General features: G+C 44.7%; 8 protein-coding genes. 3 read left to right on the top strand and 5 right to left on the bottom strand.

All coding sequences use genetic code 11. From position 1 onward, the window contains the following. Positions 1-232: 232 nt before the first annotated feature. Positions 233-1297, top strand: a complete 1065-nt coding sequence (locus AC5WJX_RS12060; RefSeq protein ID WP_494483982.1) for an IS110 family RNA-guided transposase — start codon at positions 233-235, stop codon at positions 1295-1297. 92 nt (positions 1298-1389) lie between these two features. On the opposite strand, the gene AC5WJX_RS12065 is transcribed toward AC5WJX_RS12060, so the two are convergent. The 4 genes from AC5WJX_RS12065 to AC5WJX_RS12080 all read right to left on the bottom strand — a co-directional run bounded on the left by AC5WJX_RS12065 (position 1390) and on the right by AC5WJX_RS12080 (position 8171). After that, positions 1390-4167 (bottom strand): TonB-dependent receptor, encoded by a 2778-nt coding sequence (locus tag AC5WJX_RS12065; RefSeq protein WP_440428037.1) that lies wholly within the window; start codon positions 4165-4167, stop codon positions 1390-1392. 144 nt (positions 4168-4311) lie between these two features. Next, entirely contained in the window at positions 4312-5310 is a 999-nt protein-coding gene (locus AC5WJX_RS12070; RefSeq protein WP_440428038.1) for an NAD(P)H-dependent glycerol-3-phosphate dehydrogenase, read from the bottom strand. A 73-nt stretch (positions 5311-5383) separates the two neighbouring features. Continuing rightward, complete coding sequence (locus AC5WJX_RS12075) at positions 5384-6751, bottom strand: efflux RND transporter periplasmic adaptor subunit (protein WP_494484723.1); 1368 nt, start codon at positions 6749-6751, stop codon at positions 5384-5386. A 52-nt stretch (positions 6752-6803) separates the two neighbouring features. After that, positions 6804-8171, bottom strand: coding sequence for a TolC family protein (locus AC5WJX_RS12080; protein ID WP_494484724.1), 1368 nt, complete (start codon positions 8169-8171; stop codon positions 6804-6806). An 82-nt stretch (positions 8172-8253) separates the two neighbouring features. On the opposite strand from AC5WJX_RS12080, the gene AC5WJX_RS12085 reads away from it, so the two are divergent. Together AC5WJX_RS12085 and AC5WJX_RS12090 are read left to right on the top strand one after the other, a co-directional pair. Beyond that, positions 8254-8871, top strand: coding sequence for a polysaccharide deacetylase family protein (locus AC5WJX_RS12085; protein WP_494484725.1), 618 nt, complete (start codon positions 8254-8256; stop codon positions 8869-8871). A 284-nt stretch (positions 8872-9155) separates the two neighbouring features. After that, on the top strand, positions 9156-11423 hold the full coding sequence (locus tag AC5WJX_RS12090; RefSeq protein ID WP_494484726.1) for an aconitate hydratase: 2268 nt from the start codon (positions 9156-9158) through the stop codon (positions 11421-11423). An 83-nt stretch (positions 11424-11506) separates the two neighbouring features. Here the strand turns inward: AC5WJX_RS12090 and AC5WJX_RS12095 are convergent, their stop codons facing one another. Then, positions 11507-13318 carry a MutS-related protein gene (locus AC5WJX_RS12095; protein ID WP_494484727.1) on the bottom strand — a complete coding sequence of 604 codons (1812 nt, stop codon included), beginning with the start codon at positions 13316-13318 and terminating at the stop codon, positions 11507-11509. Positions 13319-13381: the final 63 nt, after the last annotated feature.

The raw sequence follows: 13381 nt of genomic DNA on the forward strand, positions 1-13381 counted from the left end.
TTTACTGAGAATTTTAAAAAGGTCAATATATTGTTGTTATGCAAAATGTGTTGGCTGTTCGTGTCAGTTCAGATCGGGCTAGGTAGGCTATATGTTATACCGTAAAAAAGGTTGAACGACACGATTTTATTCTCAGGAGTCTGAACAGTACTTAAGGCCATAACTAGGAGCCTGGATAAAACAAAAGGATAGACGAAGGGGAATTAAGTCGATACGATCTAAATTCTTGATTATGGCTATTACAAAACAATCAGTTGGGATAGATATCTCACAAGCTACATTTACAGTATGTCTGTGTCAGCGTGCAGAGAATGGCGAATTAGCGTTCTCAAAAGTAGTAACCTTTGGCAATGATACTAAAGGTTTTAACCAAATGCTTCGCTGGGCCAAGGGCGCTATCGCCATCGGACCAGAGCTTGTGTTTCTAATGGAAGCCACGGGTGTTTATTACGAAAATTTGGCACACCATTTACATAAAGTAAAGAAAAGGGTTCATGTGGTGCTTCCTAACACCTCTAAACACTACTTTTCGAGCTTAAACATCAAGACCAAGACAGATGCTGTTGATGCAAGGATCTTAAGTCAGCTTGGAGTAGAGCGGACTCATAAGCTTTGGACTCCACCTCCTGCCGCCTTATTACAGCTGAGGAATCTAACCAGATATTATGTTCAGCTACAAGAACAAAAAACTAGCCTTGGCAACATCAAGCACAGTAAGGACGCTTCGCACGATGTTCAAAGCTTCATTCTCAAGAGTAATAAAAAGTTGATTGAAGATATCGACAAAGAAATTGCAAAAACGTTAAAAGAGATAAAAAGGCTTATAGAAACAGACAGCAACCTGAAAGAAAGAATAACAAAGCTGCTCACCATAAAGGGAGTAGGTTTGATTACCATAGCTACTATCCTGGCCGAAACTATGGGATTTGAGCATTTCAGGAATGCTAAACAACTGGTAAGTTATTCAGGCTATGATGTCGTGCAAAGAGAATCAGGAACCTCCATAAAAGGCAAGACCAGAATCTCTAAAAAAGGCAATCGGTACATCAGAAATGCATTGTACTTCCCGGCAATGGTCGCTTGCAGATTCAATCCTGGTCTAAAAGAAATGTATACAAGAATCAATCAAAACAAACCCTCAAAGATGATTGGACAAGTTGCCATTCAAAGAAAGCTATTAATATTGATCTATACTTTATGGAAGAATGATACGGAGTTCATTGAGGGCTATAAACTAAGTAGTCCCAACCCGAAAGTTGAGACTACGCTAGATAGTTCCATAGTCGAACTTCTTTGAAATACAAAAATACTTTTTTGTCTAAAATGTTTGCAATTTATAACAGTACCTTTTTTTATGCACATACTTTTCAACAGTATGTTTGGAAGTGTCTAGAAATTCAGCGCCAGTCTGGTAAATACGTACCTTCCAAGGAAACCAAACTGCGGTGCCTGATTTGGATACAGAATACCGGAAGTCCCCTGACTGCTTAACAACAGCTGTGCTGGGTAAACATCAAACACGTTGTTTGCACCAACGGTAAGCTTCAGGTTTTTGGTTAGGTTATAACCAGCCCCCAGATCCGTTACCACGCGGCCTGGCAAGGTTTGGCGGTTAGCCTCCACGTTGGTCGGCTGCTGAATCTCTCCAAAGTAAACGTTCCTTACAAATGCATTCCATTTGTTCCAGGAGTAATCCAAACTCAGGTTGGTTTTAATTCTTGGCGTAACACGCTCAATTAAAATTCGGCTTGCCTGATCCAGGTAGGTACTCTCTTTACCAACCAACAGCGGTGAAGCGTGTACATCACCTACGATCTCGGTCTTGGTGAATGTATTTGCAAGATCTGCCCTGAAAATACCATTACCCAGCGGTGTACTGTAACTGAATACCGCATCAATACCCATAGTTCTGGTATCAACGGCATTGGCGAAGAACCTCGCAGTAGTCGCATTGGCTAAACGCAATAGATCATAAAGCTCTCTATCCTGTGGTGTGGCATCCGGCGCATTGCTTCCGCTAAACTGACCAGTATAAATCACTCGGTCGTTGATGTTTACCAGGTAACCATCCACTGTGATCTTGAACTTACCCAGGTTGCTGGTGAAACCAAGGCTATAACTATCTGAGGTTTCCTCTTTCAACTTTGGAATACCCAAAAGCTGTGCTACACGGCTGTCGTTCGCGAAAGTACCAGACTCCACAAAGGCACCGTCAATAAACACGGTTGAAGTAGAGTTAAAATAACGCTGGTGTAAAGATGGTGCTCTGAAACCGGTGTTCACTGCACCACGCAATAAGAATGCATCAGAAAACTTGTATCGGGCAGCCAGCTTTCCATTCAAGGTAGAACCAAAGTCAGAATAGTTCTCAAACCGCACCGCTCCATCTACCAGGAATTTGTCGGTAACATTGACCTCAACATCTGCATAACCTGCTATAGAAGTACGCGTTTCGTTGGTTAAGTTATCTGCACTGATGCCTGGGAACCCCTGTGCACCACCAGCATAAGGTGATCCGTTTGCCGCAAAGCGGGTTGGAATATTACCTGTTGGCGAGGGAATATAAACCGGGTTCTCCGGTGTTCCTGCATTGATGGCATTACCATAATTCACATAGGAAGCTTCTTCCCCCGGATTGATCTTGTACTTCTCAAAACGATTTTCAAAACCAAAAGCAACGTTGATACCACTTAATGGGCCTTCAAAAAATCTCGAGAAGTCCAGGTTGGTAGTGTTCTGTGTAAAGTCATAACCGCCAGACTCGAATGATGTTGGAGACGAGTTCAGCATAGAGGCATTCAGTGTATTCCGGGTCGCAAATTCCACCGCATTGCGGCCAAAGCTATTACTGAAGTCTGCTTTCCACTCCCCTAAATTACCGCGGATACCCACTGCAAAAGACTGATCCAGGTTATTGGTGTTAATCTCCGGAAGGAAACCATTCGGGTAAATGGTTGCATTGTTCTGTGTAAGCTGACGTGGGGTACGGTAAAATGCAGTAGAGGTACCATTACGGTAGTTCAAACCACCGAAGGCATAGATCTCCGCTTCTTCCGCTACCGGAATAATACTGTTGAAAAATAAGGAACCACCACGGTTTTTGGACTGACCGATATTCGGCACGAAGTCGCCACGGTCAAGGCCTCTTCTTACCAACTCCTCATCGGTGATATCCACACCTGTTGGATTAGGATATAACTCCGGATTGTTAAAATCCGTGAAGATCACACCACGGTAAGGTGTTGTTCTGGAAGCAAAATCACGAAAATCGAAGGAACCTGAAAGGTTCAGAAAACCGCCTTTATCATTTAGTGCAACACCATAGTTAACGTTGGCCTGTACGGTTTCTCCATCCAGTCCGTCGGAATGTTTGCCCGCAAAACCACCACCGGATACGCTGGCATTAAGTTTATTCACATCAGAATTCAGGATGATGTTGATAACGCCCGCGATCGCGTCGGACCCGTACTGTGCAGATGCACCATCACGCAGTATCTCAATTCTTTTTATTGCAGCGGTTGGAATGGCATTTAAATCCGTACCTACGGAACCTTTACCCAAACTTCCGTTGATGTTGATTACGGAAGTGGTATGTCTTCTTTTTCCGTTGATCAGCACTAACACCTGATCTGGACCAAGACCACGCAGGGATGCAGGGTCGATGTGATCCGTTGCATCGGTTAAGCTCATCACGTTAGAAGTAAAGGAAGGGGCCACGAAATTCAGGATCTGGTTTACCGATACCTGCGCCACATTCGCGGTCAGTTTCTGAATATCCACCACATCCACCGGAACCGGAGTATCCATGCGCGAGCGTGGTGCACTACGGGAACCCAGTACCACCACATTTTCGAGGTTATTTCCACCGGCATTGATCAGGTCAAAGTCCAGCTGCTTCAGTTCCTCTGCAGCAACGGTAACGCTTTTTTGTTGGGTCTGGTAGCCGATGTAACTTACGGTTACCTGATAGGTACCTGGAGCGGGTAGTTTGATTTCATATCTGCCATTCGCATCTGTTCCAATGCGTAGCTGTTGCCCGACTACGGAAACCGTAGCACCGGTAATGGTCTGACTACTGTCGCGGACTTCCCCGCGGATCACTTGCGCCTGGGCCGACAAGCCCACACTGCAGCAGAGTAGAATGAACAGGTAAAGTTTAATTTTCATATAAAATAAGCTAAGTAAAACCTATCTCTGGTATCCACCAGAAATGTGCGCAAATATAGCTATTTGCAATTTTATCCTACTGAACGAGTAGTCTATTTTATACTCAAATGACCTGCGGTAAACACCTGAACTTCAATGTGGTGTTTAGCTTAGCTGCTCCGTAAGCAGCGCCATCTCCATTTGCGGCGCATGTTTTTCATACAACACCGCATATACGGCACGACTGATGGGCATGTCCACTTTATACTTTTTATTGATCACGTGCATACAGCTAGCTGCATAGTAACCTTCAGCGATCATGTTCATCTCCAGTTGTGCGGATTTAACGGTATAGCCTTTCCCAATCATGTTTCCGAAGGTACGGTTGCGGCTAAATTGAGAGTAGGCCGTTACCAGCAGATCGCCCAGATATGCTGACTCCTTAATATCCCTGCTGATTGGGTGAACCGCATTCACGAAACGGTTGATCTCTCTGATGGCATTTGAAATTAGTACCGCCTGGAAATTGTCGCCATACCCTACCCCATGGCAGATGCCACTGGCAACAGCATAAATATTTTTCAACACTGCAGCATATTCAGTTCCGAAGATATCATCGGAGACATTGGTTTTCAGATAACGGGTATTTAACAGCGAAGCGAAGTAAGTCGCAGCCTCAACATCAATCGAAGCGATGGTAATGTAGGATAACTTCTCCAGGGCAACTTCTTCTGCATGACAAGGTCCGCTGATCACCAAAATATCTTCTAAAGGCACTTCGAATTTCTCGTGCAGAAACTCTGCTATGATCTGATTCTCATCCGGTACGATACCTTTGATCGCGGATATGATCTTTTTGCCTTTAAAATCTTCGGGCTTTACATCTTTCAGCGTATCCTTAAGGAAAGCTGCAGGCACATTCAGGATGATGTAGTTTGCAGCATGGATAATTTCGCAGATGTTATCGGAGATGTTTGTGGAAGGAATATTCACTTCCGCAGCACTCAGGTAGTTCGGATTGTGATGATATTTCTTGATGTGCTCGATAGCATCCGTGTTGCGCATCCACCAAAAGATCTCTTTTTCTTTGATATTATTTGAGAGCATTTTAATGATAGCCGTAGCCCAGCTACCCCCACCAATCATAGCAACTTTTGCCAGCATAGTCTGTAAATAAAAAATCCCGGTTCTTTTTAAAACCGGGACAATTTACTCAAATATTATGATTAGGAGCTTCTTACTTTTTGCCTGGTGCAGCAAAGAGCTGATCTTTAGTGGTCTTTTCTACCTTCATTCCATCTTTCAAACGGTTCTGAATTGCAGAATACGGACCGCTCACCACTTCTGTTCCTGCTTTAAGGCCAGACTTCACAATGATGAACTGGTCGTTCTGAATGCCGGTGGTAACCTCCACTTGTTTGACGGTGCCATTCTCAAACGCGAACACATATTGCTTAATGCTTTTATCCTCCAGTTTCGACTTCTGTTTATCTGATGAGCCTTCTGCAGCAGGTGGCGCATCTTTAACTTCAGCACCTGCTCCGGCTTTGCTCTTATCTCCGGTATATACTGCCTGAATCGGAACGGACAGTCCTTTAACAGATTCACTCATGATGTCTACTGTTGCCGACAAACCCGGGCGGAATGGTGAAGGCAAATCTTTGGCACCACCTTTAACATCGGTATAAGACTCCGCAAGAATTCTGATCTTCACTACAAAGTTGGTTACCTGGTCTACCGAAGTTGTGGTTGTACCCACATCTTTAGAAGAACTTGCAATCTCGGTAACAATACCTTTGAACTTACGGTCTGCAAAAGCGTCGACCTCAATCATTGCACTGTCCCCTACGTTTACACGGTTGATGTCGTTCTCATTCACATCCACGTTTACTTCCATGGAGTTCAGGTTAGAGATACGCATGATCTCCGTACCTGCAAATTGTGCAGTACCAAGAATACGGTCGCCCAGCTCTACGGACAATTTAGAGATCACACCATCAACTGGTGCGTAGATCGTTGCTTTCGCCAGGTTGGCACTAGCCTCCTGTACGTTTGCTCCAGACTGCTCCAAGCCAAACCTCGCACCTACCAGGTTTTGTTTTGCCGCTTCCAGGTTGGTTTGTGCAGTTAAGAATGCCGCCTTAGCAGAATCAAATTCCGCCTGCGAAATCACTTTTTTCTTGTATAGCTCCACATTACGTTTGTATGTTGCTTCAGCGTTTACGAAGTTGGCTTGTGTTTGCTTCAGTTGTTGCTCAGAAGCCGCAACTGCAGCTTTTTGTGAGCTATAGGATGCACGAGCGCGGTCATAACCAGATTTCAACACGTCCGGACGAACCTTACATAACAGTTGACCTTTTTTAACGATGTCACCTTCTTTAACCAGTAGTTCCGTTACCTCTCCAGAAACCTCCGAGCTTAACTTCACCTCAGTTTCAGGCTGTATTTTACCACTCGCCGTTACGGTTTCTACAACCGTGCGGTCGGCAGCTTTGTCAACGGTAATCTGCTCGATCTTCTCTCCTCCGATTACACCGGTAACTTTCAGTATAAGCAGCAAGACTATCAATCCTCCAACTGCAATAAGTATGTGTTTTAATTTCATTTTGTTCGTTTGTTTGCTGTTTTAAAAATGGCTTTTATATGCTGATTAAGGATTAGAAGGTTATTTCTTTGCCAAGATAAAAATCTATGACTTTAGAACGGAATAGCAGGTCGTATTTTGCCTGAATGAAGTCAATCTCTGCACGATTGCGGTTAGTTCTTGCGGTGTTATAGTCCAGCGAGTTTACAAGGCCTACATTATAGCGTTCCTCAATAACCATAAAGGCATCATTTTGGGCATTAAAGGTTTTCTCCGTTGAACCATAGCGGGCATCCGCAGCACGCAGATCGGCAACCGCCTGTGCGATAACTTTGTTCAGGTTGTTTTTTTCCAGTTGTTCCTGATTGATAAAACCCTGGTACTGGATCTTCGCACGCTTAACATTCGATTTTGCGGTTAATCCGTTGAATATCGGGATCTGTAAGCTTAACCCTACAAACTGGTTGAAACGTTGATTGATCTGATCCGAAAAAGGTTGGTTGTCATCATCATCAAACACGTAAGAATAAGATGAACCAAGTCCTGCATTAAGCGATAAGGTCGGATACTGGAAACCTTTGGCGACCTTTACACCAACCTCTGCCGCCTGACGGTTCAGTTGTGCCTGTTTAATATTCGGGTAGCGTGTTAGTGCCTCTGTAAACACCTCGTTTACATTGTAGCTTTTTTGTGCGTAGTTGATGTCTTCGATCGTTGGCGCAACCACCTTAAAGTTGGCATTGTCGGCCTGCATTTCCATCAGCTGAGCCAAGGTAAGGTAAGAGATCGTCAGCTGATTCTGTGCGTTGGTAACATTTAGCTCTGCAGTGGCTACTTGCGCCTTCGCTTGAGAGATATCAGCCATCGTTTTATTTCCGGCATCCATCAAAGCATTTTCACGCTCTAAAGTCTGCTGGGCTACAATAAGCTGTTCCTGGGAAGCCTTCAACAAATCATCATTAAAGACAACCTGAAAGTATGAGGTTACCACCTGTAGGACCAGATCATTTTTAGTACGTTCCAAAGCACTTTTACCTGCCTCCAATAAGATCTTATTCTGGCGGATCTGATTCATCTTCACCAGACCTCCGAACAAATCCACACCGGTTGACAAGCGTCCATTGGTTACCGACAACGCCTGGTTACGGATCTGGAAGGTTGTTTGATCCAGTGAACGACCAAAACTCAGGTCGCTGGAAGCCCCTGCGTTTAAGGTTGGGAACAGTGCTGCACGCGACTGGCTAAGGTTTACATCAGCTGTGGCAACATCAAGAGCGCTTTGTTTGACGTTGATATTATTTTGAAGCATCCTTTCTACGGCCTGTTTGATGGTGATCACTTCCTGGGCCTGGGCGGTAGCACTGAAGCACATGCTGATGCAGCCCGCCGCCACAAGACAGCCTAACCGGGAGAACAAACCATGATTGGTAAAAATTTTCATACTTTATTATTTTCAATTTTGTTAAACGCCAAATTACCCTTTCAAATCCAACTGCAGCAAGCAGTTTTTAGTACTTTTGGATATGTATCTGGTAAAATCCCCCCTGCTGCTGAAATGGTATTATCCTTCACTTACCTGGCACAAGTCCCGCGCTGAAAAAGCAATTTATTTAACCTTTGACGACGGACCTATACCCGATGTTACAGAATTTGTTTTAAAAACTTTAAGAGATCAGCAAGTTAAGGCTACCTTCTTTTGTATTGGCGACAACATACGTAAACATCCGCATTTATTTCAACAACTCCTGGAGGAGGGGCATAAAGTGGGCAATCACACCTTCAACCACCTTAAAGGCTGGAAAACCGATGATGCAACATACCTGGAGAATTTCGAGCAATGCCAAAAGCTAACCGCCTCAAGGCTTTTCCGTCCACCGTACGGAAGGATCAAAAAATCACAGGTACGCCTGATCCGTGAAAGGTATCCAGACATGAACATCGTGATGTGGGATGTACTCAGCGGCGACTTTGATCTGCAGCTCTCCCCCGAAGGTTGTTACCACAATGTTAATAAGTATGTGGAGAACGGATCGATCATCGTTTTTCACGATAGTTTAAAAGCATTTGACCGTTTAAAGTATGCACTTCCACGTAGTATAGCTGATTTGAAGTTTAAGGGATACGAGTTCAGGACCTTATAAGGCGTATACCTGCCTTTAACAAGGGCTTGACATGGAGTTGAGCTGTCGCTAGCCTTGTCAAGGCCCTGTCAACCCCTTGTTAACCCCCTGTCAAGGCCCCGGTAATCTGGGCGGCAAACTTGGTTTGGGTTTGAAGCAAACCTAATCCACATTGAATTGTTATATAGCGGTCAATTTAGAACATTTATAAATAATATAATGATTTAAAGATGATCGCCCCTGGTTTCTTTTTTTTGTAAATTCGCTCAATTATTTAGACTTATTACCTTTTAACCAATAGTTCAATGGCATTCGACATAGAAATGATAAAAAAGGTGTATGCTAACTTTGGTCCGCGCATCGAAGCGGCTCGTAAAGTTGTCGGCAGACCTTTAACGCTCTCAGAGAAAATTTTATACACCCACTTATGGGAACAGAATACAGATAAGGCTTTCGTAAGAGGTACTGATTATGTAGATTTCGCTCCGGACAGGGTTGCAATGCAGGATGCAACTGCACAAATGGCATTATTGCAATTTATGCAGGCTGGCAGGCCTAAAGTTGCTGTTCCATCAACGGTTCACTGTGATCACCTGATCACTGCGAAAGATGGTGCAGAGTTCGATTTACCTGCTGCAAATACAGAAAGTAAAGAGGTATTTGATTTTCTTGCTTCAGTTTCAAATAAATATGGTATCGGCTTCTGGAAACCAGGTGCTGGTATTATTCACCAGGTGGTATTGGAAAACTATGCTTTCCCAGGTGGTTTAATGATCGGTACCGATTCGCACACCGTTAATGCGGGTGGTTTAGGTATGATCGCAATTGGTGTTGGTGGTGCTGATGCCTGCGACGTTATGGCTGGCTTACCTTGGGAGCTTAAATTCCCTAAACTGGTTGGTGTTAAATTAACTGGTAAATTAAGCGGCTGGACTGCCCCTAAAGATGTAATCTTAAAAGTTGCTGGTATCCTTACTGTAAAAGGTGGTACCGGAGCAATTATCGAATATTTTGGCGAAGGTGCAGAAAACCTAAGCTGTACTGGTAAAGGTACCATTTGTAACATGGGTGCTGAAGTTGGTGCAACCACTTCTACTTTCGGTTACGATGATAGCATGGAGCGTTACCTACGTGCAACAAACCGCGCAGACATCGCTGATGCGGCAAATGCCATCAAAGAACACCTTACCGGTGACCCTGAAGTTTACGCTAATCCAGAGCAGTATTTTGATCAACTGATCGAGATCAACCTTTCTGAGCTTGAGCCTTACCTGAACGGTCCTTTCACTCCGGATTTGGCTACGCCGATTTCTAAAATGAAAGAGGTAGCTGCAGAAAACGGCTGGCCAATGAAAATCGAAGTAGGTTTGATTGGTTCATGTACCAACTCTTCTTACGAAGATATTTCGCGTGCGGTGAGCGTAGCAAAACAAGTTGAAGAAAAAGGCTTGAAAACTGCTGCTCAATATTGCATTAACCCAGGTTCCGAGCAAATCCGTTACACGGTAGAGCGTGATGGTTACCTGGATACTTTCAAAAACATTGGTGCAAAGATCTTCACCAATGCATGTGGTCCATGTATCGGTATGTGGGATCGTGTAGGTTCTGAGAAACAAGAGAAAAACACCATCGTTCACTCTTTCAACAGGAACTTCGCGAAACGTGCTGATGGTAACCCGAACACTTTTGCTTTTGTAGGTTCTCCTGAACTGGTAACTGCAATGGCAATTGCCGGAGATCTTGGCTTTAACCCACTAACAGATACTTTAACTAACGATAAAGGCGAGCAGGTGAAACTTGATCCACCTTCAGGTTTCGAATTGCCGATCCGTGGTTTCGCGGTTGAAGATGCCGGTTACCAGGAACCAGCTGCTGACGGAAGTCACGTGCAGGTTGCGGTATCTCCTACCTCTCACCGTTTACAGCTGTTGGATCCATTCCCAGCATGGGAAGGTACCAACCTTACTGGCTTAAGACTGTTGATCAAGGCTAAAGGAAAATGTACTACTGACCATATTTCTATGGCTGGTCCATGGTTGAAATTCCGTGGTCACTTAGATAACATTTCTAACAACATGCTTATCGGTGCAGTGAACAACTACAACGAAAAAACGGATACCGTTAAGAACCAGTTAACTGGCGAGTACGGCCCGGTACCAGCTACTGCACGTGCGTACAAAGCACAAGGCATTGGTTCTGTCGTTGTTGGTGATGAAAACTACGGTGAAGGATCTAGCCGGGAGCACGCAGCGATGGAGCCTCGTCACTTGGGTGTTAGAGCGGTTCTTGTAAAATCATTCGCAAGGATTCACGAAACCAACCTTAAGAAACAAGGTATGTTGGCTTTAACCTTCGTGAACAAAGAAGATTACGACAGAATTCTTGAAGACGATGTAATTGATATTGTTGGTTTAACGGAATTTACGCCTAACGTTCCATTAACAGTGGTGTTAAACCACGCTGATGGTACTAAAGACGAGATTTCTGTAAACCACAGCTACAACTCTCAGCAAATTGAGTGGTTCAAAGCTGGTGGCGCACTAAACATCATCAGAAAACAAGTTGGTGCATAAGATCGTATCAACTTACAGATAACAAAAAAACCTCCTGCTAAACACAGGAGGTTTTTTTATGCTTTACAGGCTGCTCCTAGCAATTACATGCGCAAGCCAATTTGCTTTAAGAGGATCGCGGCATTGAAGGTACGGCAGGCACCATGTTTAAGTTTATAGTCGAAGTTCATCTCGCCCTCGCTAAGTTGAATATCGAAGTGGTAGTTCCGCAGCTGTTGCGGATAATCTTGCTCCATCTCGGAGAGTTGAAGGTCATGGGTGGCGAATAAAGCGGGTGTATGCTGTGCGATCAGTCGCTCGATGAAAGCTTTTGAGCCTTGGTATTTATCCTTGCTGTTCGTTCCCCGAAGCATCTCATCAATAAGCACCAAGGAATCGGGTACTTTCGATACCATCTCCAGAATCATTTTCAAGCGGTTCAACTCCGCTTTAAAGGTGGAGGTCTGGTCATTCAGGGAATCTTTGATCCGCATGTAGGTAACCAGGGAGAAGATGGAGCTCTGGAAGCTTTTCGCGCAGACAGGTGCACCAGCGAATGCCAGCACCATGTTGATCCCCACGGTACGTAGAAAGGTGCTCTTACCGGCCATATTCGACCCGGTCACGATGTCTACCGTCGGGCCCTGCTCCAGTGCATAATCATTGGGAATACGTTTGTCTTCCGGAATTAATGGATGTCCCATGCTGCTGGTGTTTAACCCAAATTCCGGCAGGATCTCCGGGAATATCCATTCCGGATGGTTCTGCGTTAAGGTTGCAAAGGAGATCAGCTCTTCAAAGTCACTGATACGCTGTAACCCATGTACCAGGTCATTGGATGCGGTTTGATGCCATTGATCCAGGCGTACAGAACAGCGCAGGTCCCATACAAAGAAAATGTTTAAGACTGCACCAACAATCATGTTCAGCCTGGCATCAAAGGCCTGGATGATCCCGGCAAGCTGTTTAATCTGTTCACTGCCCTTTGTCTCCGGATGTTCCTGTTTGAAAAGGTCCAGAATGTAGGGGCTTTTCCACTGGATATCTTCCATCCACCGGATGACGTTCGCAAAGGAGCTCAATACTTCGGCGCTGCCGCTGAAACCGTCATATACAGCACTGATGGATTTGAGGTGTAAGTAGTTGAAGGCAAAGTTGAAAATGGCTACAGCGGCCAGCAGGTCCCAGGTCCAGCCGCCAACAAAACTGCCGAGTAATAATGTTCCAATACTCAAGAAAGGTGCAATACGGGTATATAACCGCAGGAAAGGTTTGTGCGTGAATTTAAGCTCCTCTGGCAACTGCCGGGAGAGTTTATCTTTGATCATTGCCAGTTGATCCGGTCCGTGGCTTTTCAGCTCCGCACGGAAGTGGTAGGTGGCTTCCATATGACTTTGAACCTCCCGGATGGCCTGCTGACGGGCAAGGATGGTCTCGCGGCTGCTGGCGGTATGCAACTTTGCTGCAAGCTGGTCCATGCCTTCCCTGCTGCTGCAGCGATTGGTCAATACATATAATGATGCCGGTCCAAAGATATCCAGGTCAGAAACATAAGGATGGTTTTCATCCTCGTAGATTTCACCATCCTGATACCCGTTTTTCCGGTGTTCAATAAGCTGGATCTCATTTTCATATACCCACAGCAGCTGGTTGGCATAACCGAGCTCGCGCTGTAATCTGGTTTGCTTTTTAACCAGCGCCACAAACAAAAAGACAGGTATGATCATCAGGATCGTGTACACCATACTAAAACCGAAACTGATGATCAAGGCCACAAGCAGGATCTCCAGCAGAAAAACACCCAAGCGCGACAGCGATACTTTATTCAGGTTCTCTTTAAGTGTTTTTATGATGGACGACTGCGCTGCCGCAGCATTTTGGTAGGCCAATAAAATGCTATCTTTTGTTTTTACCATATCTTTGGATTAAAGCTGAAAATTATAAATATATGTAATCCGGTGATCTCCTGGTCAGGATAC

It is taken from the genome of Pedobacter sp. NEAU-ZC8, from assembly GCF_059278965.1.

Excerpts from the sequence above, each read along its gene's own strand:
- AC5WJX_RS12060 (WP_494483982.1), top strand. The coding sequence starts at position 233 with ATGGCTATTACAAAACAATCAGTTGGGATAGATATCTCACAAGCTACA.
- AC5WJX_RS12095 (WP_494484727.1), bottom strand. The coding sequence starts at position 13,318 with ATGGTAAAAACAAAAGATAGCATTTTATTGGCCTACCAAAATGCTGCG.
- AC5WJX_RS12070 (WP_440428038.1), bottom strand. The coding sequence starts at position 5,310 with ATGCTGGCAAAAGTTGCTATGATTGGTGGGGGTAGCTGGGCTACGGCT.
- AC5WJX_RS12090 (WP_494484726.1), top strand. The coding sequence starts at position 9,156 with ATGGCATTCGACATAGAAATGATAAAAAAGGTGTATGCTAACTTTGGT.
- AC5WJX_RS12085 (WP_494484725.1), top strand. The coding sequence starts at position 8,254 with ATGTATCTGGTAAAATCCCCCCTGCTGCTGAAATGGTATTATCCTTCA.
- AC5WJX_RS12065 (WP_440428037.1), bottom strand. The coding sequence starts at position 4,167 with ATGAAAATTAAACTTTACCTGTTCATTCTACTCTGCTGCAGTGTGGGC.
- AC5WJX_RS12080 (WP_494484724.1), bottom strand. The coding sequence starts at position 8,171 with ATGAAAATTTTTACCAATCATGGTTTGTTCTCCCGGTTAGGCTGTCTT.
- AC5WJX_RS12075 (WP_494484723.1), bottom strand. The coding sequence starts at position 6,751 with ATGAAATTAAAACACATACTTATTGCAGTTGGAGGATTGATAGTCTTG.